At 38.3% G+C, this 24,329-nt stretch carries 24 protein-coding genes; 15 read left to right on the forward strand and 9 right to left on the reverse strand.

Annotated elements, in window-relative coordinates:
- Nucleotides 1-61 precede the first annotated feature (61 nt).
- From MJY40_RS02010 to MJY40_RS02040, 7 genes are read left to right on the forward strand one after another with little or no spacing between them, the layout of a single operon-like run.
- Complete coding sequence (locus MJY40_RS02010) at nt 62-589, forward strand: TRAP transporter small permease (protein ID WP_317855415.1); 528 nt, start codon at nt 62-64, stop codon at nt 587-589.
- Nucleotides 586-1,875 carry a TRAP transporter large permease gene (locus MJY40_RS02015; protein ID WP_317855416.1) on the forward strand — a complete coding sequence of 430 codons (1,290 nt, stop codon included), beginning with the start codon at nt 586-588 and terminating at the stop codon, nt 1,873-1,875. Before MJY40_RS02010 ends, MJY40_RS02015 begins: the two co-directional genes overlap by 4 nt.
- A 49-nt stretch (nt 1,876-1,924) precedes the next feature.
- Nucleotides 1,925-2,707: an SDR family NAD(P)-dependent oxidoreductase gene (locus MJY40_RS02020; protein WP_317855417.1), complete on the forward strand. Its 783-nt coding sequence runs from the start codon at nt 1,925-1,927 to the stop codon at nt 2,705-2,707.
- Nucleotide 2,708: 1 nt separating this feature from the next.
- Nucleotides 2,709-3,566 (forward strand): MBL fold metallo-hydrolase, encoded by an 858-nt coding sequence (locus MJY40_RS02025; RefSeq protein WP_317855418.1) that lies wholly within the window; start codon nt 2,709-2,711, stop codon nt 3,564-3,566.
- Nucleotides 3,567-3,581: 15 nt separating this feature from the next.
- Nucleotides 3,582-4,385 carry a helix-turn-helix transcriptional regulator gene (locus MJY40_RS02030; protein WP_317855419.1) on the forward strand — a complete coding sequence of 268 codons (804 nt, stop codon included), beginning with the start codon at nt 3,582-3,584 and terminating at the stop codon, nt 4,383-4,385.
- A gap of 9 nt (nt 4,386-4,394) precedes the next feature.
- Entirely contained in the window at nt 4,395-5,252 is an 858-nt protein-coding gene (locus MJY40_RS02035) for a helix-turn-helix domain-containing protein (protein WP_317855420.1), read from the forward strand.
- Between the two features lie 28 nt (nt 5,253-5,280).
- Nucleotides 5,281-6,231: a mannonate dehydratase gene (locus tag MJY40_RS02040; RefSeq protein WP_317855421.1), complete on the forward strand. Its 951-nt coding sequence runs from the start codon at nt 5,281-5,283 to the stop codon at nt 6,229-6,231.
- Between the two features lie 298 nt (nt 6,232-6,529).
- Here MJY40_RS02040 and MJY40_RS02045 read toward each other — a convergent pair whose 3' ends face one another.
- From MJY40_RS02045 to MJY40_RS02055, 3 genes are all read right to left on the reverse strand, one after another.
- Nucleotides 6,530-7,747: an IS256 family transposase gene (locus MJY40_RS02045; protein ID WP_317856392.1), complete on the reverse strand. Its 1,218-nt coding sequence runs from the start codon at nt 7,745-7,747 to the stop codon at nt 6,530-6,532.
- 70 nt (nt 7,748-7,817) lie between these two features.
- Entirely contained in the window at nt 7,818-9,017 is a 1,200-nt protein-coding gene (locus MJY40_RS02050; protein ID WP_317855422.1) for a stalk domain-containing protein, read from the reverse strand.
- A 24-nt stretch (nt 9,018-9,041) separates the two neighbouring features.
- Nucleotides 9,042-9,353, reverse strand: coding sequence for a hypothetical protein (locus tag MJY40_RS02055; protein WP_317855423.1), 312 nt, complete (start codon nt 9,351-9,353; stop codon nt 9,042-9,044).
- A gap of 562 nt (nt 9,354-9,915) precedes the next feature.
- On the opposite strand from MJY40_RS02055, the gene MJY40_RS02060 reads away from it, so the two are divergent.
- From MJY40_RS02060 to MJY40_RS02095, 8 genes are all read left to right on the forward strand, one after another.
- On the forward strand, nt 9,916-10,284 hold the full coding sequence (locus tag MJY40_RS02060) for an alpha-helical endospore appendage domain-containing protein (protein WP_317855424.1): 369 nt from the start codon (nt 9,916-9,918) through the stop codon (nt 10,282-10,284).
- 223 nt (nt 10,285-10,507) lie between these two features.
- Entirely contained in the window at nt 10,508-11,875 is a 1,368-nt protein-coding gene (locus MJY40_RS02065; protein WP_317855425.1) for an HAD hydrolase family protein, read from the forward strand.
- Nucleotides 11,876-12,012: 137 nt separating this feature from the next.
- Nucleotides 12,013-12,729 (forward strand): tRNA threonylcarbamoyladenosine dehydratase, encoded by a 717-nt coding sequence (locus MJY40_RS02070; protein WP_317855426.1) that lies wholly within the window; start codon nt 12,013-12,015, stop codon nt 12,727-12,729.
- Between the two features lie 248 nt (nt 12,730-12,977).
- Complete coding sequence (locus tag MJY40_RS02075) at nt 12,978-14,027, forward strand: hypothetical protein (RefSeq protein WP_317855427.1); 1,050 nt, start codon at nt 12,978-12,980, stop codon at nt 14,025-14,027.
- A 407-nt stretch (nt 14,028-14,434) separates the two neighbouring features.
- Nucleotides 14,435-16,063, forward strand: coding sequence for an ABC-F family ATP-binding cassette domain-containing protein (locus MJY40_RS02080; protein WP_317855428.1), 1,629 nt, complete (start codon nt 14,435-14,437; stop codon nt 16,061-16,063).
- 127 nt (nt 16,064-16,190) lie between these two features.
- On the forward strand, nt 16,191-17,225 hold the full coding sequence (ltaE, locus tag MJY40_RS02085; RefSeq protein WP_317855429.1) for a low-specificity L-threonine aldolase: 1,035 nt from the start codon (nt 16,191-16,193) through the stop codon (nt 17,223-17,225).
- Between the two features lie 166 nt (nt 17,226-17,391).
- Nucleotides 17,392-17,715 carry a LysO family transporter gene (locus MJY40_RS02090; RefSeq protein ID WP_317855430.1) on the forward strand — a complete coding sequence of 108 codons (324 nt, stop codon included), beginning with the start codon at nt 17,392-17,394 and terminating at the stop codon, nt 17,713-17,715.
- A complete protein-coding gene (locus MJY40_RS02095) occupies nt 17,712-18,299 on the forward strand; it encodes a LysO family transporter (protein ID WP_317855431.1) in 588 nt (195 codons plus the stop codon). The genes MJY40_RS02090 and MJY40_RS02095 overlap by 4 nt, the downstream gene beginning before the upstream one ends.
- A 249-nt stretch (nt 18,300-18,548) precedes the next feature.
- Here MJY40_RS02095 and MJY40_RS02100 read toward each other — a convergent pair whose 3' ends face one another.
- The 6 genes from MJY40_RS02100 to MJY40_RS02125 form a co-directional block, all read right to left on the reverse strand.
- Nucleotides 18,549-20,390 carry a sensor histidine kinase gene (locus MJY40_RS02100; RefSeq protein ID WP_317855432.1) on the reverse strand — a complete coding sequence of 614 codons (1,842 nt, stop codon included), beginning with the start codon at nt 20,388-20,390 and terminating at the stop codon, nt 18,549-18,551.
- Nucleotide 20,391: 1 nt separating this feature from the next.
- The gene (locus MJY40_RS02105) at nt 20,392-21,087 is read right to left on the reverse strand and encodes a response regulator transcription factor (protein WP_317855433.1); all 696 of its coding nucleotides are present in this window, start codon (nt 21,085-21,087) and stop codon (nt 20,392-20,394) included.
- A 331-nt stretch (nt 21,088-21,418) separates the two neighbouring features.
- Nucleotides 21,419-22,771 (reverse strand): MATE family efflux transporter, encoded by a 1,353-nt coding sequence (locus MJY40_RS02110; RefSeq protein WP_317855434.1) that lies wholly within the window; start codon nt 22,769-22,771, stop codon nt 21,419-21,421.
- A 391-nt stretch (nt 22,772-23,162) separates the two neighbouring features.
- Entirely contained in the window at nt 23,163-23,426 is a 264-nt protein-coding gene (locus MJY40_RS02115; protein ID WP_317855435.1) for a hypothetical protein, read from the reverse strand.
- A gap of 3 nt (nt 23,427-23,429) precedes the next feature.
- A complete protein-coding gene (nrdR, locus tag MJY40_RS02120; RefSeq protein WP_317855436.1) occupies nt 23,430-23,891 on the reverse strand; it encodes a transcriptional regulator NrdR in 462 nt (153 codons plus the stop codon).
- Between the two features lie 88 nt (nt 23,892-23,979).
- Entirely contained in the window at nt 23,980-24,237 is a 258-nt protein-coding gene (locus tag MJY40_RS02125; RefSeq protein WP_317855437.1) for a YlmC/YmxH family sporulation protein, read from the reverse strand.
- Nucleotides 24,238-24,329 lie beyond the last annotated feature (92 nt).

Genomic DNA, 24,329 nt, shown 5'->3' on the forward strand with positions numbered 1-24,329 from the left:
CTTTGAAAGAGCAGGTAGTGCAAACTACCTGCTTTACTTAAATCATTAGGAGGTGAATCCCTTGAAAAAGGTTTTGATTTTGTTTTGCAAACGTTGGGAAGAGGTTTTTTCTGGTGTGGCGCTGGCAATCATGATATTAACAGCGGTGTTCAATGTATTCACACGCTATGTTTTGCAAAGTCCAATGACTTGGGCAGAAGAATTGGAATGTATCTGTTTGGTGTGGTCAACCTTTTGTGGGGCAGCAGCAGCGTATAAATACAATTTGCATTATGGAATGGATTTTGTAGCAGATAGACTACCAAAAAAAGCAAGGGTAAAACTAAGACAATGTATTACTTTTATGTGCATCTTTTTGTTTGCATATTTGACGGTATTATCTTTCCAATTTGTATTGACAACAACAAAAACAACGACATTTTTCCGTTTGAGTTATAAATATATCAATGTAGCAGCACTTTTGGGTTTTGCAAGTATGACAGTATACTCTGTTATTTATATGATAGAATCCTTTGTAAAACCAAACCAATATGCAGATCGTTACGCAAAGGATTACACAGAAGAGATGGAAGAAGGTGCGTCTGAATGAATTTAATGCCAGTTGCAATTTTAGGGATCGCATTTGCTTTTGGGGTGCCTGTATCCTATGCACTTGTTTTGTGTGTTATTCCATACTTTTTTGCAGATCCATATATCGCTTCTACAGTCATTGTGCAACGTATGGTATCCAACACAGAATCCACTTCAATGATGGCAGCACCATTTTTCATCATTGCAGGTTGTATCATGAACTATTCAGGCGCAACCAATAGACTTTTGAGTCTTGCAGATTCTATGGTGGGTCATATGATTGGTGGATTGGGCCATGTCAATATTTTGCTGTCCACTTTGATGGGTGGTATTTCTGGTTCAGGTGCAGCAGATGCAGCAATGGAGTGTAAACTTTTGGTTCCTGAAATGGAAAAGCGTGGATATGGACGTGCTTATAGTGGTGCAATTACAGCAGCTTCTGCTTGTATCACACCGATTATTCCACCAGGTGTTGGTCTGGTTATTTTTGCAGTTGTTTGTGAAGTATCTGTTGGAAAGTTGATGTGTGCAGGATATATTCCGGGGATGTTGATGTGTGTTGGTATGATGGCTGTCAATACAAAAATTGCTCGCAAACGTGGGTATATGGCAGCTCATGAAGAACGTGTGCCAAGAAAAGAAGTTTGGAAAGTGGCAAAAGAAGCGAGTTGGGCTTTGATTATTCCATTTGGTTTGATTCTTGGATTGCGTGCAGGTGCATTTACAGCAACAGAAGGTGGTGCAATTATTTCTATATATTCTTTGTTCATAGGTAGATATATTTACAAAGAGTTGGAATTCAAACAATTGCCAAAAATTTTCTTGGAGGCTGTTTTTGCCATTGGTCCTGTTATGTTGGTTTTGTGTGCTGCCAATGTATTCAGTTATTACCTCAGTTGGGAAAGAATCCCACAAGCCATTACAGAATTGTTGATTAGTGTTGCAGGCAACAAATATGTATTCCTGTTGATGGTCAATGTTTTGATGTTGGTATTGGGTATGTTTTTGGATGGTATGGCATGTATGATGATCATTGCTCCACTTTTGGCACCTGTGGCAACTGCTTTGGGCGTTGATTTGATTCATTTTGGTATTGTAATGGTACTCAATTGTGCAATTGGTGCAATCACACCACCATTTGGAACCTATCTATTCTTGGTCAGTGGAACCATACATGTGAAAACAGAAAGTTTGGTCAAAGAAATCTGGCCATTTATTGGTGTGTGTATTGCTGTATTGTTGCTCATTACATATGTTCCAAGTTTGGTGACTATAATTCCAGATTTGATTTATGGAAATATGTAACAGAAAGCCAAATTTGTAATATGAATCTCTTGGAATAGGAGTGGTGGAAATGAATTCAGAGTATATCAATGGATTATTTGATTTGACAGGCAAAAAAGCAATTGTAACAGGTGGTAGTCAGGGTATTGGTAGAGGAATTGCCATTTCTTTGGCTGCATTTGGTGCAGAAGTAACGGTAATTGGAAGAAATACAAAATTGTTGGACGAAACCTGTGCAATCATCAGAGAAATGAATGGTGTTTGTTATGGTAAAGCATTGGATTTGACCAATTGGTCAGATGTGGAACAGTTTTTCTTGGAATATGAAAAGGAAAATGATACACTGGATATATTCATCAACAATGCAGGTTATACAGTGCGTGCAGAAATTGGAGATACCCAAAAAGCAGACATAGAAGGTTTGTTGGATACCAATGTGAAAGCAGCAATCCAATGTGTGCAATTGGCAGCAAACCAGATGAAAAAACAAAAAAGTGGCAATATTGTCATCATCACATCGGTGAATGCCTTCAATTCACATCCAAACCAAGGTATGTATTCAGTGACAAAATTTGCATTAGAAGGTGCAATGAAAGCATTTGCATCTACGTTGGCAGAGTATGGCATTCGTGTCAATAGTTGTGCACCAGGAGCCATTGATACTGCCATCAATGCAGAGGTCATGGAAGATGCGGGAATTGTAAAAGCAGTGGAACAAAAAATTCCTATGGGCATCATTGGTGCCTCCAAAGATGTTGGAGATGTGGTGGCTTGTATGGTCAGTGATGCTTGCAGATATATGACAGGTGCAAGTATTGTAGTAGATGGTGGTATGATGTTGAAGAGGAAATGATATGGGATACAATCCAGTGGAATTGACAAAAAAAATAGCAGAATCTTCTTGTACAATGGAACAAATCCAAATTTGGTGGTTGGGTCAAAGTGGATTTCTTTTGCGTACTCCAAAAAAAACAGTGGCAATTGATTTGTATTTGTCCACAACCATAGAAGATAGCACTTCTAATCAACCGTGGAAACGTCATATTCGTATGATGCCAATTCCTGTGATTCCAGAAAAATTGGAGGGTGTTGATTTGTATTTGTGCAGTCATGGACATAGGGATCATTATGATGTGGCAACCATCCAAGCTTTGCAAAATCAAAATACAGAAATGGACTTAATTTTGCCAAAACCTTGTATGGAAATGGCAAAAAATGATGGATTTACCAATGGAATACCAGCCATTGCACATGAAATCATTGGATATGATGGTGTCCAAATCAAACCAATACCAGCAAAACACAATGCATTTGACTGTACAGAAACAGGAGATTATCCATATTTGGGATATATTTTGGATTTTGATGGCATTCGTGTGTATCATGCAGGGGATTGCATTTTGCATGATGGGCTTGTGGAGCTATTGCAAGAAGAAAAGATAGATTTGGCGATTTTACCCATCAATGGTTCTACTCCAGAATTGATTGCAAAGGGATTCCAGTCCAATTTTGATTACAAAGAAGCCCCTTTCATTTGTAAAGAAGGAAACATACCATTTATGATTCCCTGTCATTTTGATATGTTTACCATCAACACAGAACAAGTGGGTAAATTTGTAAACTATGCAAATCATCAGATGCAGGATGTTGGATATTGGGTTCCCATCATTGGCGAACCATGTATATTTGCAAAAAATGGATTCCAAATATAAATAAGGAGGAATATCATGCTGTTTGAAGATAAGATTTATGACTTTCAGTTGAATGAAATCATCAATATCGTTGAACTATCACCCAATACAAACTGGAAATTGAATCATTTGCGTTATACAGACCAGTGGGTTTTGAGTTATGTCATCAATGGTGATGGATTGGTGTATCATATGAATGAACAGGATATTTCTGTGCAAAAAAATAGCATGTTATTTTTCCCAGAAGAATTTGAAAGAAGTGCCATTTGTAGTGCAAATGAGGGTAGCACCAGAATTATTGTTTTGAAATTCAGGTTGCAAATGGCAAATGAAGTTACAAATGAAATATTCCAAACCATTCCCAATTATATTGAAAATGTACCATTATCCATAGCAAAAATGTTTCAAGAAATCAGCAAAACATGGAGCCAGAAACGACCAGGATATGCCATAAAGTGTAAAGGGTTGGTATATGAGTTGTTGTATGAATTGTTGAATCAAAGCTATTTGATAGTAGAGAGACATCAATATGAACATCAATTGTACCATGTCATGCAAGCCATTGAAACGGATATCAGCAAACATTATACCGTAAAAGAATTGGCAGATATGGCGATGTTATCACCCTCTTATTTTCAATTGATTTTCAAACAATTTACAGGATATTCCCCAAATCAATATCAAAATTTTATTCGGATGAGCTATGCAAGGGATTTGATTTTATCAGAACACTATAGCATAGGAGAAGTGGCGAATTTGGTTGGCTTTTCAGATACCAGTTATTTTTGCAGATTATTTAAAAAAATTATAGGGGTTACACCAACACAAGTGGTGAAATGAGGTAGAAATATGACATACCAAGAATGCATTGTGGAAGAAGAAGGGTTTTTTTGTCGCATTTTTTATGTATCCAATGCAGCTTGCAAGAGAGAAATGCAGATACATAAGCATCCTTTGGCAGAGTTTGCTTTGGTGGTTTCAGGAACATGTACCTACCAAACAGAGGAAGGTCTATACACATGTAAAGAGGGGGATTTTTTATTTTTTGCATCCAATAAACCCCATTATATTATAGAAATTATGGAGGGTGAACCGTTTATTCTAATGAATGTACAGGTATCAGCTTCTATTTTAATGCAGAAAGAATATGTATCTATATTAAAGAATCGGATGGTTTTTCTCAAGTTAGAAGGATTGGGTGATATCTCCAGAGAATATCCAAATGGGGCTATGGTACGAATTGGAAAAGAGTGTTCAGAACAAAAGATAGGTTGGGAGATTTCTGTAAAATCTGAACTGTTACATGCACTGTCTTGGGTGATTCGATATCATGCAGATGGAACAAAACCATTGGTGCAAAATAGACAAGAAGAGCCATGGGTGTACAAAGTAGAGAGGTATGTGGAAGCGCATATTGCAGAGGAATTGGACTTAGAAACACTTGCAAAAGAAGCGGGGTTTAGCAGAACTTATTTTTGTGCCAAATTTCATCAATATATGGGTGTAGCGGTGTGGGAATATGTTACAGAGAAAAGAATGGCAGTGGCGATGAAGTGGCTGGTGGCTACAGATGTTGCCATTACAGAAGTAGCATTGATTGCTGGATTTCAAAATCCATCTCATTTTTATCGTATATTCAAAAAAAGATTTGGTGTTACGCCAGCTTCCTATAGATCGGCTGCCAACAAAATAATAGAGCGTGCATAAAGCAGATATGTTTCAGAGGTGATAAAATATGATTTTGACAGATTATTTACGTACCAAAGAAGATCTTTCTTGGGCATATGCAAAACAGTGTGGAGTGAAACATTGTGTGATTCGGTTGCCAGAAGAAACAGAGTTTGATATAACCAGTGAAACAGATTGGAAACAAATGTATCAAAAATTTGTGGATTTTGGATTGCAACCTGTTGTTTTGGAGCCAATACCAGATTGGTTGCATACGCATATCAAATTGGGTGACGCAAAACGAGATGAATCCATTGCAAAATTGGTGAAAGCATTTCCCATTATGGCATCTTTGGGGATCAATACCATTTGTTTCAATTTTATGGCACACATTGGATGGTGTAGAACCAGCCACGATTTGAAAGAACGTGGTGATGGAGAAGTGACTGGCTTTTGTATTTCTGATTTCACACCAATAGAAGCAGAAATTTCAGAAGAAACCCTTTGGCAAAATTACGAGTATTTTTTGCGAAAAGTATTGCCATATGCAGAAAAATATGGAATCCAATTGGCATTGCATCCAGATGATCCACCCATTGCAAAATTGGGGGATGTGAGTCGCATTATGGTTTCCTATGCAAATATCAAAAAAGCCATGGAATTGGTTCCGTCAGATTATCTTGGAATTACCATGTGCCAAGTCTGCTATTATTTGATGGAGGAAGATTTGGAACAGGTGATTTCTGAAATGAAAGAAAAGATTTTCTTCATACATTTTCGTAATGTTAGAGGGAATCGCTTTGATTTTAGAGAAACCTTCCATGATGATGGAGATATTCCAATGGCAAAATTGATGAAGCTATATACAACCCTTGGCATTGATGCACCTATTCGAGTGGATCATGTACCACTTATGGCAAATGAAGAAGCAAATGTACATATACATGGATATAGTGCCTTGGGGCGATTGTATGCCATTGGATATATGAGAGGTCTTTTGGAGAACTGTTTATATTGATGTAGGTGGGAAGTGGATATCGCTAGTAGGATGACGTGAAAGATGAAACTTGCAATAAAAAGAGGCGATACTCTATGGTGGGGTATCGCCTTCGTTTGGAATGAGGATAGAAAACGCTATACAATTTTTCTTGTGAAACAACAGATTTTATTTGATTGGGACAGTTTCAAGTTTTGTGTAAACTGAAAATTTAGATGTATGATATATGAATAGTTACATGAAGGGCAGAGTCGATTTTGGTTCTGCCCTTGCTTTGTATTATAGCGTTACTTTTAAAAATGTCAATATAATCTGACTATCAATATCCAGCTTCGTCCAAACGTTCTTCAAAATAAATTTCAAGTTGAGAATGGATTTGACCCCAATCTTGGCGGTGACCTGTCCATTTTTTGGTAATGTCCATAGTGGCTAAATAGAGCATTTTCAAAAGACTATCGTCGGATGGAAAGATAGTCTTACTTTTTGTCACTTTTCGTAACTGACGGTTAAAACCTTCGATGGCATTTGTGGTATAAATAAGCCGTCTAATGGCTTCGGGATACTTGAAATACGTGGATAAGGTAGCCCAATTATCCATCCAAGATTTGTAGATTTTAGGGTATTTCTGATTCCATTTTTCAGCGAATAATTCCAGTTCGTTTAAAGCAATTTCTTCTGTTGCAGCTGCATATACTCGTTTCAAATCTGCCATCAACGCTTTGATATCTTTGTACGATACAAATCTTGTTGAATTGCGGATTTGATGAATAACACAGTGTTGTATTTCGGTCTGTGGGAAAACAGCTTCAATGGCTTGGGGAAAGCCGATTAGTCCATCAATACAGGCAATTAGAATGTCTTGAATACCTCTATTTTTGAGACCATTCATGATAGAAAGCCAGAATTTCGCACTTTCATTTTCGCCTACATACATACCAAGTACATCTTTGCGACCAGACATATCTATACCCAAGGCAATATATACAGCCTTTTTCACAATTCGCCCTTCGCTTCGTACATGGAAATGGATTGCATCCATAAAAACAACGGCATAGACTGATTCCAGCGGGCGCTCCTGCCACTCTTTCACGATAGGAATGATTTTATCTGTAACTCTACTGATTGTACTGTCTGATATTTTGATGTCGTAAAGCTCTCGCATATGATCTTCAATATCACTGGTGGTCATACCTTTGGCGTACATAGATATGATTTTTTCTTCCATGTCTTGTGTGACAGTGTTTTGATATTTCTTGATGAGCTGTGGCTCATATTCGCTATTGCGATCTCTAGGGATAGCGAGCTCCATATCGCCATAACTTGTGTGCATGGTTTTGGAAGAGTGTCCATTTCTGCTGTTTTTTGTGTCTTTGTTTGCGTAATCATACTTAGAATAGCCTAATTCTTCGTCTAGTTCCTCATCAAGAGAGCCTTCGAGAATTACAGACATCATGTCCCTCATGATGGCGTTTACGTCTGCACCATTTTTGACGGATACATCATTGTTTTTTAAATATTCTTTCATCATTTCTCGCATTGCTTGTTTTTGTGGTGTTTCGCTTCTTGTTCTTTTTGCCATAATAAAACCTCCAAACTGATTGTATTTATCATACATCAATTTGGAGGTTTACACAAACTTTGGGATAGTCCCATTTGATTTCTGTTCCACCCCATTCAATCACAGTAAATCCTTCTCGTACAAAAGGTTGTAATTCTTGTTCTGTCACGTCAATTGCTTCATCCAGTCCTTGGTATGTCATAAACACACGTTGGATGGAATCTGGTGTTGGTGTGATTTCCAAAAGGGCATTTTCTGTATAGGTTTCTTCTTGGAAAGCAATCAAATTGTATTGGTTTTCTTGCATTTTGGGCAACCAATACACAATAAATTCGTTGTATTCCTTTGGTGTCAATCCTAGATATGCCAATGTATCTTGTAAGAATGTTGCGGTATTTTCGCTTTTTACCACAAATCCTTTGCTCATATCATAAGAAATATCACTAGTACCCTCCCAGAATAAATAAGAATATTCTTTGCCATCTCTTTTGTCATAGAGTGTTCCATCAGGCATAGCGGTTACATTCCAACCTGTTTCGTATTCTGGATAGGTCACAAAAACATCGCCGTTATATTCCAAGTTTACAGAAACATCCATTTCTTCTTCTGGATATAAATAGATGACTGGTTTTGCAGCCATGACCATAACATAAGTATTTGTTGCCAATTCATCTATAAAGTCGCATAAATCACTCGTTTGCAAATCCAATGTTTCACCACTGCCTTTATGAGTCAATACGATGCTACTGGGCATTTCATTCAAGTCTGTTCCACTGATTGTCAGTGTCAAAGCATCATCCTCTTGCCAAAAAGCAGCATCCACAGGATACTCCAATGTGAATAAATCGCCATCTACAATTGTGCTTTCATATTGCATAAAATCAGTCCATGTGAGAGTATTTTTTTCTGCAACTAAGTTTTGTAAATCAACTAACGATATGTTCGTAACCTCAGCAGTTCCTGCTTTTTCGGTCAAGTTGATGGATTTTGTATCGCCATACCAAATGACTTCTTTGTCAAACAATTCCCCAATGGCACGTATGGGTAAATATGTGGTGCCATTATAGGATATGGGATGAATGATATCGCCAGATGAATCAGCGAGTTTTTGTGGTTCGCCTTCTAATTCCAAAGTGTAATCACCACGGATTTGTGCGGTTATGGTTTCAATTTGTTCAGAAAATGCAAATGCAGTTACAGAAACACAAGTCATTGCACCGATTGTCAGTAAAGCAACTATTTTTTTCATATATAGGTTCCTCCCTAGTTTATTTTAGTTATTATTCAAACAGCATAGAATTGTCTGAATGAAAAAAGCGATACTAATTGCCCAACAAAGTCCAAATAAACCAATGCTTGCAGAGTTGGAAATGGATGGTATGTCAAAAAATACGTTTAACCAGTTGGCAAACATACTTCTTACAAGAAATACAAAGCCCAATAGCATACTGACTGCATGCCCAATTAAGTTATTGCGTGCTTGTTTTCTGTCGTTAAGAACGATGATACCAAAAAACACTTCTAAAATACTTACTATAATGATACCTCCAATAAATAATGGTATGACTTCTGCTTCAAATGACATAATGATTTCCTCCTCAAACAAATATAAATAGTCATCGATTCTAACTTCACCAATACTTATGTTGTATTGGGGGGCAACAGAAAACAAATATGTATCACAATTATATCACAGGTGTAAGGGGAGTAACGTGAATTAAAAGAATCTTAAGAAAGGTATTATCGGTTGATAGTATACGGAGAAAGAGTTGTCAAATCAATATAAAAAGGTACGTTCGAATGCAATAAACAAGCATTTTGCATTGATTGAATTACAAATCTTCATTAATTACTACATTTAATGTAATATTCCAAAATTCAAATATTTGGTAATTATTTTTGAGAAAAACGAAGAATACACAAAATTCTATAAAATCTGAAATGTATTTTGTCTGCTCACTGTTCATTGATACCGCTTTGTCATTTAGAGGAGCATTGCGACGAAGAATCTTTTTCGGTCGATTCGTGAATCGCCCCTACAATGGCATCGCATTCGTGTGCTTCTGCTCACTGCATATTTTTTCAAATCATAGAAAACAGGGCTATTCCTTCCAATTCTTGCATACCATATATAAGAGGTGATGCAAATGGGAATGCCACAAATTCCAGATGGAAAGAACAGACCAACCTTTGAAGAAACCATTGTGGATCTTTTGGAATCCATTGCTTTGGAAGAGATGGCAATGGCACATATTATGAATGCAGAAGGTGAAAAGCTACAAGAAGTGGTAAAGAAATATGGATGTCGTGAAATTTGCCATTTGCAGTTGGAATCAGGTTGCAGAAATACAGAAGACATGCTCCAAACCTTGATTATGAAAGAATGGTTGTTGTTGAGCAAAATGAAATCGGTCATTACATTGCAAAAGGAAACCACAGATACATCTATACCATATGGTTGCAGACAGATGTGTCAAAACAAATGCCAAATGCGTGAAAACCAATCCATACAATAATAAAAAAGACTTCTTAAGATGCGTTGCAAAACGTGTGCATAGAAGTCTTATTTTTTTATATTTTCCTTGATATATCTGCAATTCTAGGATATGATAACATAGGTATGGTATTAGGGTAAATTTCGATTTTTTCAAATGGAAGTCACACCAATATCATTAAAATACAGAATCCATCAGAGAAAAACTCTTGTGTATATAGAAACAAATGTAAGGAGGAACCACAGTGTTTGCAACATTACCCCAAATTGGATTTCGCATCATAAAAACTGCCATTGCAGTTGGACTTTGTTTGGCAATTCATTTATTGGTTGGTGGAGAAGGAACTCCAATCTTTTCATCGGTGGCAGCCATTATTTGTATGCAACCACAAGTAGAAAATAGCTTGACAGTATCCATCAATCGTATCATTGGTACTGTAATTGGTGCTATTTTTGGTTTGATGGTGTCTTTGTTGTACAATGTTTTGCCTTGGGATGGTGAATGGTTGCGATATTTCCTTGTGACAGTGACCATTATTCCAGTTATGTACACCACACTGCTCATCAAAAAACCAGGTGCAGCAGCATTGGCTTGTGTGGCACTAATCAGTGTCAATTTATCTGTGGGTATGGGTACACCATTTGAATGTGCTTGGAATCGTTCTGTGGAAACCAGTATGGGTGTTTTGGTTTGTCTGGCTGTCAATGTATTCCAATTGCCCAGAAGACGAGAAAAGGATATTTTATTTGTATCTGGATTTGATGATGCGATTTTCATGGAAGGTGTTGGCATTTCACCTTACAGCATGTTTGAACTCAATGAAGTGTTGCGTCAGGGACTTGCATTTACCATTGCAACGGAACGTACACCAGCCAATTTGATGGCAGATTTACAGGAAATCCATTTGAAACATCCTATTATTGCTATGGATGGTGCTGTTTTGTATGATATGGAGCAAAAACGATATTTGAAATGTAGAGGTTTGTCTACAGATATGGTTGTAACCATAGAAAAAACATTGAAGGAAATGGATGTACATTATTTTTTGAATGTGGTTTGGCAGGATGTGTTGCTGATTTACCACAAGGATTTCAAAAACGAAGAAGAAAAACGTTTGTATGAAAGAGCAAGACTATCACCACATAGAAATTATGTCTATGGAGACCATCCAAATGAAGGGACAGTGGTGTATTTCTTGGTTGTGGTACCAGAATACCAAGCCAATAAAATTGAACAGGCGTTGCAAGCATTGGATACAAAAGGCGAATTGCATTTCATAAGAGAGTACAACGAAATTTCTTCTGGATATTGCAGTTTGAAAATCTACAATGCACGTGCTACGAAGGAAGAGATGTTGAAGTATTTACGCAAACAAGTACCACAGAAAAAATTGGTGGTCTTTGGTGGCAAAAAAAGCGAATTGGGTATGATGGAGTTGGCTGATGTTTCCTATGCAACGGAAAAAGCAGTGCCAGAAATTGTAGATGCAGCAGATTATCGTTTGCGTGGGCATTTGGGTGATGAAGTGGTTAGAAAAGTATTCCATTTATACGAACCATTGATTTGGCAAAAACTACCCATACCACTGAGAAATCCAAAAGGAAAGAAATGATATGGTTTAATGCATTCCATCAAAAAAATATCCTTTTCAAATAGGTGTAGCTTACTGTAGGGGCGTCCCTATGTGGGCGCCCGTGGATATGATACACATATCCTGAAAAGAGACTATAAAACAAGAAGGGAAACAATATGGAACAAAATTTACATGAACTATCCAGAGCAGAATTGGTTTTGGGTGCAGAAAAAATAGAACGATTAAAAGGTGCACATGTGGCAGTATTTGGCATTGGTGGTGTTGGTTCTTATGTGGTGGAAGCATTGGCAAGGGGTGGTATTGGGCATTTGACCATTGTAGATGGAGATTCTGTCAGCTTAACCAATATCAATCGTCAGTTGGTGGCGCTACATTCCACCATTGGCAAAATGAAAGCAGATGTGATGGCAGAGCGTATTCGTGATATGATGCCAGAAACAGAAGTTGTGGCAGTCAATACATTCTACACACCAGAAAATAAAGAAATATTTGATTTTTCGCAGTTTGATTATGTGGTGGATGCAGTGGATATGGTGACTGCAAAGTTGTTGTTGATTACTTCCTGTAAAGAAGTAAATACACCCATCATCAGTTGTATGGGAACTGGAAACAAGCTAGATCCAACCAAATTCCAAGTGGCAGACATTACAAAAACTTCTGTTTGTCCTTTGGCTAAGGTGATGCGAAAAGAATTGAAAGTACGTGGCATCAAAGGTGTAAAAGTGGTCTATTCCACAGAATTGCCTAGAACACCATTGGCGTCAGATGAAGTGGGCAAACGTCAAATTCCAGGTAGTTTATCCTTTGTACCACCAGTTGCAGGTATGATTTTGGCTGGGGAAGTCATCAAAGAAATCTGTGGCGAAGTGTAACGAAACTATAGGTTGCTTCACGGATCAATCGCAATGTCCAACATATGAAATAATATAACTGTAGGGCAAGGGTTCTACTCTTGCCATAATATTACAAAATAAAATACAAAAACACAAAAAACGTCTTGTAATAAACTTGTAAATCTTATAATTTTCTGAAGAATCCAGAAACTGCCTTGAAAGGGATATGTCTTTTTGTTAGAATGATATAGTAAGATAAGAAACATGGTATTTGAGGAGGTTTTAATATGAATAAAAAGAGCTCATTGGGAATAGCCGTGATTCTTTTGTCCTGTATCGCTGTTGGCGTGGTGGTTTCTCAAAAAGGAAATCAAACTGCTGCAACAGATGAAACAATAATGGAACATGTGGAGGTGCCTGAACAATTTGCAGGCATGGAATATATGGCATTGGCTTTGGAACAATTGCAAAATGCAACCAGTTTCCAAGGAGAGTTTCGCAATGTATTTGGGTCAGAAACCCTTTCTGGTGGCGAAGAAGAAACAGTAACAGAAGCTATGATTTCTATGGTATTGGAACCATTTATGATTGGTATGCAAGAATCCACCAACTATGGTGCAATCAATCAGATTTCTAGCATCTATTTGGAAGAAGGCAGTGTCAAAGATGGTGTGCAAATGATCAATGCATACATGAATTATGGAACCAGTCGCAGCAGTGAATGGACAGAAATGTCTGTGACAGAAGAAGGTGCACATCGTTTTTATGATATTTATGATGGCTTGCACAATATGATTGTGTTGTTGGAATATGGAACCAATTGGGTGGAAGTCAGTGAAAAAAATGATGTGTATACCGTGGAAGGTGATATTCCAGCAGAAGATGTTTACACTGTAGTCACAGAAGGTAATTTCTTCAAATTGGGTGGTATGTCTGGCATTGATGAAATCTTTTTTGAAGATGTGGAAGCGGTGCATATGACTTTGACAATTGGAGTGGATGGTACACCTTTGTCTTATGAATTGGACTTGACAGATGGCTTGAATGCAGTCATCCAAACCATTTCTGTGCAAATGTATGGAGAAGAAGTAAATCTAACAGCTCCAACCATTGCAGAATATCGCATTGAACAAAAAATCACCTCCCTCAATGGACTCAATAGCATTATGATTCCAGAAGAAGCAAAGGAAGCAATCAACTACGAAGAAGAAATTGCGTTGATGGCTGCAAATGAGTCTGCTCATACAGAAAAAATTTCTGAAATTGCAGAAGAAATTGCGTCTTTGGAAGAAGTGATTGCACCAGAAGAAGTTGCAGAAGAAACAGAAGCAGAATAAACTAGGAAAAGATGTGGAAACCCCAGTGGAAAACACATCTTTTTTTGAGGAAAACAGCTAAATTTCTATGTTTTTGGAAATTACACTTTTCTTTTCAAATAACCTTGTATATAATGATAAGGTGCGTAAAAAGACTAAGGGCTAATGGTGAATGGTGAAGGACTGAAAACCAATGCATTCCTACCGATACACCAAAACAAATGACAATACACTTGTAGGGTATGCATTATATGCATACCGTTAAACGAAACCGCAACATTACAACCAAATCATGTAATCGTAGGGTATGCATTATATGCATACCGTTAAACGAAACCGCACCATTATAACCAAATCGTGTAATCGTAGGGAATGACCCCTGTGTCATTCCATCATATATAAACGAACAATAAAGGAGAAAACGAATTATGATAGCAGCACAAGGAGTCAGCCTGCAATATGGTGGCAGAGTATTATTCAACAACGTAAACATCAACTTCACAAAAGGCAATTGCTATGGTTTGATTGGTGCAAATGGCGCTGGTAAATCCACATTCCTCAAAATTTTGGCAGGGGAATTGGAACCCAATAAAGGTTCTGTTGCCATCACTCCAGGTGAAAGAATGGCAGTTTTGAAACAAGATCATTTCCTCTTCGATGAATATGGTGCAGTGGAAACTGTACTCTTTGGTCACAAGAGATTGTTCGAAATTATGAAAGAAAAAGAAGCACTTTATATCCGTGCAGCAGAAGAAGATTTTTCTGATGATGAAGGCATTCGTTTGTCTGAATTGGAAGAAGAATTTGCAGAACTTGACGGTTGGTCAGCAGAATCCAATGCAGAAATTTTGCTCAACGGTTTGGGTATCACAAATGAACATCACTACACAAAAATGGGCGAACTCACTGGTACACAAAAGGTGAAGGTATTGTTGGCACAAGCACTCTTTGGCAACCCTGATATCTTGCTTTTGGATGAACCGACTAACCATTTGGACATTCAAGCAATCAAATGGTTGGAAAGCTTTTTGTTGGACTTCGAAAACACAGTGATCGTTGTATCCCATGACCGTCACTTCCTCAACAAAGTTTGTACAAACATTGCAGATATCGACTTTGGTAAAATCACTATGTTTGTTGGGAACTATGATTTCTGGTATAGCTTCACACAAATGACACAACGTCAACTGAAAGACCAAAACAAACGTGTGGAACAAAAAATGAAAGAATTGCAAGACTTCATCCAACGATTCAGTGCAAATGCTTCCAAAGCAAAACAAGCAACCAGTAGAAAAAAATTGTTGGATAACTTGCAAATGGATACCATCAAACCATCCAGTAGACGTTACCCATTCTGTAACTTTAAACAAGACCGTGAAGTTGGAAACGATGTATTGTTGATTGAAGGACTTTCCAAAACAATTGATGGCAAAGTGGTTCTAAATAACATTGACTTGATGATTCGTCCAAATGAAAAAGTGGCTTTCGTTGGTACAGATGAGTTGGCAAGAACTACACTCTTCCAAATTTTGATGGGTGAACTAGAACCAGATGCTGGTCACTTCAAATGGGGTGTGACCACAAAAACAGCGTACTTCCCTAAAGATAACAATGAATACTTCGACGAATGTGACGATACTTTGATTGAATGGTTGCGTCCATTTGCAAAAGAAGGGGAACAATACGATGCTGATATCCGTGGATGGTTGGGACGTATGCTCTTCAGTGGTGAAGAAGCACTGAAAAAAGCAAAAGTCCTTTCTGGTGGTGAAAAAGTACGTTGTATGCTTTGTAAAATGATGATGTCTGGTGCAAATGTTTTGATTTTGGATGGACCAACAAACCACTTGGATTTGGAATCCATTACAGCAGTCAATGAAGGTATGGTAGACTACAAAGGTACTTTGTTGTTCAACTCCCATGACCATGAGTTTGTACAAACCATTGCAAATCGTATCATCGAAATTATGCCAAATGGTGTAATCGATCGAGCAATGACATACGATGAATATTTGGATGATGAAAGCATTGATGAACTGAGAGTAAAATTATCCTAATACCACAATTCAATATGCAATTCGTAGGGGTTGATGCCCACATCGACCCGAATATAAAAAATCAAATATACCACAAAACCTGTAGGGGCGAGCATTGCTCGCCCGTATTCATATCAAGGAGGACACCATGATTAACGGCAAAATTGATTTGAGAAGCGATACTGTAACCGTTCCAACAGATGAAATGCGACAAGCCATGTTCACAGCAGTTGTGGGTGATGATGTATATGGTGATGATGCAACAGCAAACGAATTGGAAGCCATTGCAGCAGAAATGTTTGGCAAAGAAGCGGCTTTGTTTGTACCAAGTGGCACCATGAGCAATCAATTGGCAGTGTTTACACATGTGGTGCGTGGTGAAGAAGTGATTTTGCCTGATAATTGCCATATTGTGGGGCATGAAGCTGGAGCTGCTGCTATCATTGCAGGTGCACAAATTCGTACAGTGCAAAATGTAGCAGGTGAAATGCCTTTGGAAATCATAGAACGTTATATCAGAAAAGATATAAGTGATATCCATGTACCAAGAACAGCTCTCATTTCCTATGAAAATGCAGATTCTGATGGTCAAGTGCGTACTGTGGAATATATGAAAAACGTGAAAGCATTGGCAGATAAATATGATATTCCTGTTCATGTGGATGGTGCTAGAATCTTCAATGCTGCAACTGTTTTGGGTGTGGATGTGAAGGAAATGGCACAGTACACCGATACCATGTCCATTTGTATGTCCAAAGGGTTGTGTGCACCTGTAGGTTCTATTTTGGTAGGTTCCAAAGAGTTCATTGACAAAGCACGTAGAAAACGTAAAATTCTTGGTGGTGGTATGCGTCAAATTGGTTTCTTGGCAGCTGCTGGTAAAATTGCTTTGTTGGAAATGAGCAAACGTCTGGGTGAAGACCATGCAAATGCAAAATATATGGTGGAACGCTTGCAAGAAGTAAAGGGCATTACGGTATATCCTGAACGTCAACAAATCAGTATGGTGTTCTTTGAATTGGGTACATATCCACTGACTTCTGATGAGTTGGTTTCCTATATGGCAGAAAACAATGTCATCATCAATGGTCAGGACAATGGTATGATGCGTTATGTGACCCATAACTACGTTTCCAAAGAAGAAATTGATGTGGTTGTGGATTTGATGTTGGCAAAACAATAAATTGTCACCAATCATAAATATAATGCAATTGTAGGGATACCCCTTGCGGGTGTCCGTCATAAACCACCACAAACCATAAATGTAGTGTAATTGTAGGGGCGACCTGTGGTCGCCCGTTATAAACCACTACAAACCAAAAATAATGCAATTGTAGGGGAGGGTTTCTATGCCCTCCTATTTATATAACGTAACAGAAAGTGAGGAATATATGGGGAGTATTTTCGCAGTGCTTTTGATTGGATTTGCATTGGGTTTCTTTGGTATCATCAAAGGACGTGGTGTCAAAATCAATGGAAAGTTACAAACAGTGTGGTTGATGCTTTTGATTTTCTCTATGGGTGTCAGCATTGGACAGGACAAAGAGGTTATTGGCAATTTGCCTATATTGGGTGGCAAAGCATTGGTGTTTGCAGTTGCCACTGTTCTAGGTAGCATTGTTTTGGTATATGTGTTGAGTAAATTGGTATTGGAAAAGAAGGAGGAAAAATGAGTATTTTAATATTTGTAGTTCTTCTTTTGGGTATTGGAGCAGGTATGTTTTTACCAGAGCATATTTCTGCTATGATTGGCGACTATTCCTCTGTGATGCTTCTGATTTTGCTCTTTTCTGTGGGTATTGATATGGGTCTCAACAAAGGGGTATTTGCACAAATCAAACAATTGGGTGTACGCATTTTGTTGATTCCAATTGGTGTGATTTTAGGATCTTTGGCAGGTGGTGCATTGGCAAGCATGTTGGTGCAATTGCCCATCAAAGAGGGATTTGCAATTTCTTCTGGTTTGGGTTGGTATAGCTTGTCTGGAATCTTGCTGACAGAAGCAGGAAACCCTGTGGGTGGTACCATTTCTTTCTTGAGCAATGTGTTTCGTGAAATGATTTCCTTTGTAAGCATACCGTTTTTGGCAAAACACCTCAATGGATATACAGCAATTGCACCAGCAGGCGCAACAGCAATGGATACCACATTGGGTGTCATCAGCAAAAATACCGATAGTAAGTTTGCGGTACTTGCATTTGTCAGTGGTGTGATTTGTACTTTGGTTGTACCGGTTTTGGTGCCAATATTTTTGTAAGAATACCAATGTAAGATAAAAGGGATTTTGTGTGGTGTGGTGGGTTTTTGTAGGGTACGCATTGTATGCGTACTGAAAGCGGAATGCATACAATGCATTCCCTACACATCGATGATATATTTAGTATAATCCACAATAGGTCTTGACAAATTTAATTGTGAGTAAAAAAAAAGGACATTCCAATTTGAGGAGTGTCCTTTTTTATATAATAGATGTATGAATGGTTCTTGCTCGCCCGTTTCTACATCATCATTTCGCCAATGGCAATACAATTACGGTTTTGAACAAATCCCCATCAATGTCAATGGAAAAGTCTCCATGTTGCAATTCCACAAGGCTTTTGGCAATGTGCAACCCCAAACCACTGCCTTCTGTGGAACGAGATGCATCCCCACGAACAAAACGTTCCATCAATTCATCAGGTGCAATGTTCAGGGATTCTTTGGAGATGTTTTTGATGGAAAGAATGGCATGTTCTTTGGTGGTTTCCACTTCCACATAGACACGTGTGCCAGATTGTGCATATTTTGTGGTATTTCCCAAGATATTGTTGAGTACACGCCAAGTCAAAGTACCATCTATCATACACAAAACCTCTGTTTCTGGAATATCCAAAATAGGATATAGGTTTGCGTTTTGCCATTTTTCAGTGTATTCGGTGGTGGCTTGGTACATCAATTCCGATATATCCGTTGGTTGCAAGTCACAAGGGGTGTTGCCTGTGGAGGCTTTGGAAATTTCCACCAAATCTGTGGTCAATTTCTTCAAACGATTTGCGTGACGATCCACAATATCCAGATATTCTTGAGATTTTTCTGGTAAATCCTCTTTTTTTAATAAATCCACATAGTTGATGATGGAAGTGAGTGGTGTCTTAATGTCATGGGAAACATTGGTAATCAGCTCTGTTTTCATATGCTCACTTTTCATACGTGCATCCACTGCCTTTGTGATGGCATTGGAAATATCCATCAAATGGGATAAATGCTTTTTGCAAGGTGGAAACAACCATTTTGTGTTGATATTATCCTCTAATTTCCCTTCTGCCAATTGCTTTCCTGCTTTTCGCAAAATATCCATTTGGATTGCAAGGGATAAAAAGAAAATTCCAAGAAACAAACACAGGAAGAAGATGATACCAAAAGAATAGGTGGAACTTAGGAAAGCTAGGGAGCAAATACCCCAAAATACACACACCATAAGCACAGCAGGAAGTGCAGAAAGGGTTTTACCAGCCAAATCCAAAGCCCAAGAACCAATTCCATAGAACAGGGTATTTCGCCACCATTTGCCCACTTTCAAACGAGTGGCAAAGGTCAATAAACAAGCCAACAAAACGGATAACCCATACAATCCATAGACCACAACAACAGCACATATGGTAGTGGGACGCAAACCGCTATCGCATACATACAATACGCCAAAGAGGGGAATGATTAAAATGGCAACAGCGATACACAAATATAAATCAAAGGGTATTTTATCTTGAATATTCAGAACAATTTCGTCTGTACCTTTTTGGTGTCCAACAGCAACCACAGAAAAAATGATGGAGAACAAGCAAATCAAGATAGAGGCTATGGTGAAGGTTGGTAAAATATCTAAGTTTTGTTCTATGAGGTTGTATGTCATATAAGAAGGAGCAAAATCATCACTCAAATCCATATTTGCAGCAACATGTAATGTGACAACAACGGGAATGGGTTCTTCCAATTCCATGGTTTCGTATGTTAGGGCATTGGTTTTGTAGTGTAAAAAGTCATCCATCACAAGGGTGGTGCCAATTTCACCCTCCAGTGTTTTTTGAGACAAAATAGTACCATCCATATCTTCTAAAACATAACCAAGGTTGTTTGCTCTTCCTAGGTAATTGGACACATATGAAAATTCATAGGCATCTATGATACGATAGCGATAGCCACTTGCAATGGACTGAAACCAATCTGTATCGTAATAGCTGGTGTCGCTGGTGTACATATCCGTTTCCATGGCATAGATATTGGCACCAATACCTACAATGGCAGAAAGCCCTGTTGCAACTGCCAAAAACCAAGCAATTACCTTTAAAAGTGTACTTTTTGTAGGTGACATATCACTTCACATCCTTTTCTATTTTGTAACCAAGACCCCAAACCACTTTTAAATATCTGGGCTCTGATGGGTTGATTTCTAGTTTTTCACGCAAATGACGAATGTGTACTGCAACAGTACCAGAAGAACCAAGGGCATCTTCATGCCAAATGCGTTCATAAAGCTGGGTAGAAGAAAATACATGACCTGCATTTTCCATTAAAAATTGCAAAATCTTATATTCACTGGGGGTTAAGGTAATCGGTTCTTCATCCACATAAACCATTTTGCATTCATCGTCTATGGAAATGCCACCAATGGTCAAGCGTGTGGATTTTTTCTCCATACTACCCAAGGAAGTATATCTACGCAACTGTGAACGTACTCTTGCAAGAACTTCTATGGGGTTGAATGGTTTGGTGATGTAATCATCAGCACCCATATTCAGACCAAGGATTTTGTCAGTATCTTCGCTTTTGGCAGTCAGTAAAATTACAGGAATATTGGAATGTTCACGTAATTTCATCATGGCAGAAATACCATCCATTTCTGGCATCATCACATCCATCAAAATCAAATGGATTTCTTGGTGATTGACCATATGTAAGGCTTCTTTGCCTGTGGATGCTGTGAAAATGGCGTATGGTTCTGTGGAAAGGTATATGGATAAAGCAGACACAATGTCAGGTTCGTCGTCACAAATCAAAATGTTGTACATAAGATCCTCCTATTTTAGATATGAAAGTATCAAAAAATAATTCTGTACCTAGTATATAACAAGTTGTTTTAGAACAATAGACGAATTTCTTTAAGATTTGTTTAAGATGTGATGTTGTTTGCAACATTGCTGTACAAATGTGTTTTGGGGTTTGTAGGGGCGACCAGTGGTCGCCCGTTCAAAGAGCATCGGTCGATTCGTGAATCGCCCCTACAAGTGTAATGTATTTAAGGTTTTGATTTTTGTAGGGAGCGATGCCCTCATCGATCCGCTGCTACTTCCTAAATAAAAAAAGCCACCGAAGTGACTTTCAATATTGCAATAAATGCTTTCAATTGGTAACATCTTTTGCCCATTTGGAGAACAACACACGTGCAGTGAATGCGATTGCTTTTGCAATTTCATCTGCTTTTGCAAAAATATACACCCAGAAAATAGGCAATTCCCAATAAAAAGCAGCCAATAATCCAAGGGGCACTGCAAGAAACCAAGCAAATACCATTTCAATGATGAGCACAATTTTACCATCACCACCACCACGCAAAGTACCCATACCTGTAATCATATTGGTGGATTGTAGGAATACCACCAAAGCAGCTGCATTCAAAATATGATGTGCCAATTCTTGGGTTTGGGGTGTCAGATTGTATAAACCAATGGCAAAATCCTTTGTTAAGAACACCAAAAGAGATGAGAACAAACCGATTCCCAAACCAAGCAAACAATAGGTGTGTGCATAGTCATATGCTTTGTGGATTTTACCAGCACCGATGATATTGCCAACGGTTACAGAAGCGGCAGAACTGATGCCAAATAGGAATACACTGATCAATTGGAACATCACCAAACTGACGGTGTTGGCTGCAACCACTTGTTTGCCAAGTTTTGCAAAGATAATGGAGATTGTGGTGGATGCCAAAACCCAAACAATTTCATTGAACACAATGGGTGCAGAGTTGGTGATGAATTTTTTCAAAATAAATCCATCTACAGGAAGCAAATCTTTGATTTTCAGCTTGATTTTTTGATCGATGCGGAATAGGAAAATGGAAATCAAAATCAATTCCAAGGTTCTGGCACAAATGGTACCAATGGCAGCACCACGTACACCAAGAGCAGGCATTCCAAGCTTACCAAAAATCAAAATATAGTTCAAACTTGCGTTGACCACCAAGGAAGCAACGTAAATATACATGGAAATATGAGCAGAACCCACTGGTCTTTGGGAACGTATGGAGATATCGGCAAAGATATATGGAATATAACAAAGGGATATCAATTTCAGGTACTTCACACCTTCTGCAATGGCAAGGGTATCTTCTTGTTTGGCATAGATACGAATGAATTGCTCTGGAAAGAAGAACCCAATGACAAAGGCAACAATCCCGATAACAGCAGCAGTTCTATAGGCAATGGGATAGATTTTGCGTATGGAATCCATATCTTTTTTACCATAATACTGGGCAATGAGGATGTTCATACCTTCACCCACACCCACACCAATGATCATCAAGATAAAGAATAGGTTTCCAGCCAGTTGGACACCAGAAAGGGAATCTTCACCCAATTGACCCACCATCAAAGTATCCAATAGATTGACCAAGAAACTGATTAAATTTTGCACTGCAATGGGAAATGCAATTGCAAGCATAGATTTGTAAAAATGTTTTTCACGTACGATCATTTTGCACCTAACTTTCAATCATTTAGCTTATAGCGTCGTAGGGGCGACCTGTGGTCGCCCGTGGTTTTTGATTTTATAATTGTCCCAATTAAAGATAAAAGGGCTTTTACATCTTGTAGGGTACGCATTGTATGCGTACCGAAAGTGGAATGCATACAATGCATTCCCTACATAATTAAGATATGTTCATGTATGCTTGTTTGAAATACGGACAGGAGAGAGCCCTGTCCCTACAAAGGATACCCAAGCCCCATTATCTACTATTGGGATTTTATAATTTACAACACTATAAAAAACTCTTCACTTTTCATTCTTCATTCTTCACTGTGTAGTGCATAGCACTACACAAAGATAGCCATAGGAGACCCTATGACCATCGAAATCACATATGTTATTGCAAATCATTTGTGGTGATTTCCACTGTGAATCCACCAAATTCATCTGCAAGACTGACCAGCACCACATTGGTTACATCCAAAAAATGGAGCACATGGGTTGCTTTTTGTTCTGTACCAATGGCAATGAGGTCATCTCTATGGGCAGTGCCATACATCTCAACCACAAAACCTTTCTTTTCATATTGGGATACAAAGGACTTGGCAGTCACTTCACCAATACCTTCCCAAGTGAAAATTGCTTTGACTATTTGTTTCATAAATCAACCTCTTTTTTCATGAATCATTTTTTCCAACTCGTCAATGAAGGTGTTGATGTCCTTGAATTGACGATATACAGAAGCAAAACGCACATAAGCCACTTCATCCAAATCCTTCAAGCGATCCATCACCATAGTGCCAATCAATTTGCTATCAATTTCACGGTCACCACTGCCAATCAATGTGTTTTCAATATCATCCACCAAGTGTTCCAATTGTTTCATGGTAATGGGGCGTTTGTTGCAAGATTTCAATAAGCCACCAATGAGTTTAGATTTATCGAAAATTTCCCTAGTGCCATCACGTTTGATGATGGTAATGGGGATCATATCAATGCGTTCATATGTGGTGAAGCGTTTGCCACAGCTTTCGCAAAGTCTACGACGACGAATGGCAGAATTGTCATCCTGTGATCTGGAATCAATTACTTTTGTATCATTAAAATTGCAAAAAGGACATTTCAAAATCCATTCCTCCTCTAACTGGTATCAATATGTTGTGTTCTATGTGTTTAGTATACGCTAGAAATGGCAGTAGGTCAAGAATTCTAGGTCATTCAACCAATAAAATTTCGGTGGAAGTCACTTCAATTAGGATGATATCATCGCCAATTTGTTTGATACAAGACCAAGGGATACGATATTGCTGGGATTTGGTGAAAACATTCCATTTACAAGTGCAATCTGGCACCAACAAAGCACAAATACAACCAGAGCTTAGGTCAAATTCCAAATCGCATACAAAACCCAAACGTCTGCCATCACAAATATTGACCACTTCCTTTTCTGCAAGCCAAGAAAAACGTTCCATGGGGTACTCCTTTCTACAATATAATATACTGTGTCCCAATTAAAGATAAAAGGATTTTTATATCTTGTAGGGTACGCATTGTATGCGTACCG

This window comes from Chakrabartyella piscis (assembly GCA_030067835.1).
GTDB lineage: Bacteria > Bacillota > Clostridia > Lachnospirales > Anaerotignaceae > Chakrabartyella > Chakrabartyella piscis.

Excerpts from the sequence above, each read along its gene's own strand:
- MJY40_RS02020 (WP_317855417.1), top strand. The coding sequence starts at position 1,925 with ATGAATTCAGAGTATATCAATGGATTATTTGATTTGACAGGCAAAAAA.
- MJY40_RS02045 (WP_317856392.1), bottom strand. The coding sequence starts at position 7,747 with ATGCGAGAAATGATGAAAGAATATTTAAAAAACAATGATGTATCCGTC.
- MJY40_RS02110 (WP_317855434.1), bottom strand. The coding sequence starts at position 22,771 with ATGATCGTACGTGAAAAACATTTTTACAAATCTATGCTTGCAATTGCA.
- MJY40_RS02025 (WP_317855418.1), top strand. The coding sequence starts at position 2,709 with ATGGGATACAATCCAGTGGAATTGACAAAAAAAATAGCAGAATCTTCT.
- MJY40_RS02100 (WP_317855432.1), bottom strand. The coding sequence starts at position 20,390 with ATGTCACCTACAAAAAGTACACTTTTAAAGGTAATTGCTTGGTTTTTG.
- MJY40_RS02030 (WP_317855419.1), top strand. The coding sequence starts at position 3,582 with ATGCTGTTTGAAGATAAGATTTATGACTTTCAGTTGAATGAAATCATC.
- MJY40_RS02125 (WP_317855437.1), bottom strand. The coding sequence starts at position 24,237 with ATGGAACGTTTTTCTTGGCTTGCAGAAAAGGAAGTGGTCAATATTTGT.
- MJY40_RS02035 (WP_317855420.1), top strand. The coding sequence starts at position 4,395 with ATGACATACCAAGAATGCATTGTGGAAGAAGAAGGGTTTTTTTGTCGC.
- MJY40_RS02105 (WP_317855433.1), bottom strand. The coding sequence starts at position 21,087 with ATGTACAACATTTTGATTTGTGACGACGAACCTGACATTGTGTCTGCT.
- MJY40_RS02040 (WP_317855421.1), top strand. The coding sequence starts at position 5,281 with ATGATTTTGACAGATTATTTACGTACCAAAGAAGATCTTTCTTGGGCA.
- MJY40_RS02115 (WP_317855435.1), bottom strand. The coding sequence starts at position 23,426 with ATGAAACAAATAGTCAAAGCAATTTTCACTTGGGAAGGTATTGGTGAA.
- MJY40_RS02055 (WP_317855423.1), bottom strand. The coding sequence starts at position 9,353 with ATGTCATTTGAAGCAGAAGTCATACCATTATTTATTGGAGGTATCATT.
- MJY40_RS02060 (WP_317855424.1), top strand. The coding sequence starts at position 9,916 with ATGGGAATGCCACAAATTCCAGATGGAAAGAACAGACCAACCTTTGAA.
- MJY40_RS02015 (WP_317855416.1), top strand. The coding sequence starts at position 586 with ATGAATTTAATGCCAGTTGCAATTTTAGGGATCGCATTTGCTTTTGGG.
- MJY40_RS02070 (WP_317855426.1), top strand. The coding sequence starts at position 12,013 with ATGGAACAAAATTTACATGAACTATCCAGAGCAGAATTGGTTTTGGGT.
- MJY40_RS02095 (WP_317855431.1), top strand. The coding sequence starts at position 17,712 with ATGAGTATTTTAATATTTGTAGTTCTTCTTTTGGGTATTGGAGCAGGT.
- MJY40_RS02050 (WP_317855422.1), bottom strand. The coding sequence starts at position 9,017 with ATGAAAAAAATAGTTGCTTTACTGACAATCGGTGCAATGACTTGTGTT.
- ltaE (WP_317855429.1), top strand. The coding sequence starts at position 16,191 with ATGATTAACGGCAAAATTGATTTGAGAAGCGATACTGTAACCGTTCCA.
- MJY40_RS02075 (WP_317855427.1), top strand. The coding sequence starts at position 12,978 with ATGAATAAAAAGAGCTCATTGGGAATAGCCGTGATTCTTTTGTCCTGT.
- MJY40_RS02090 (WP_317855430.1), top strand. The coding sequence starts at position 17,392 with ATGCCCTCCTATTTATATAACGTAACAGAAAGTGAGGAATATATGGGG.
- MJY40_RS02080 (WP_317855428.1), top strand. The coding sequence starts at position 14,435 with ATGATAGCAGCACAAGGAGTCAGCCTGCAATATGGTGGCAGAGTATTA.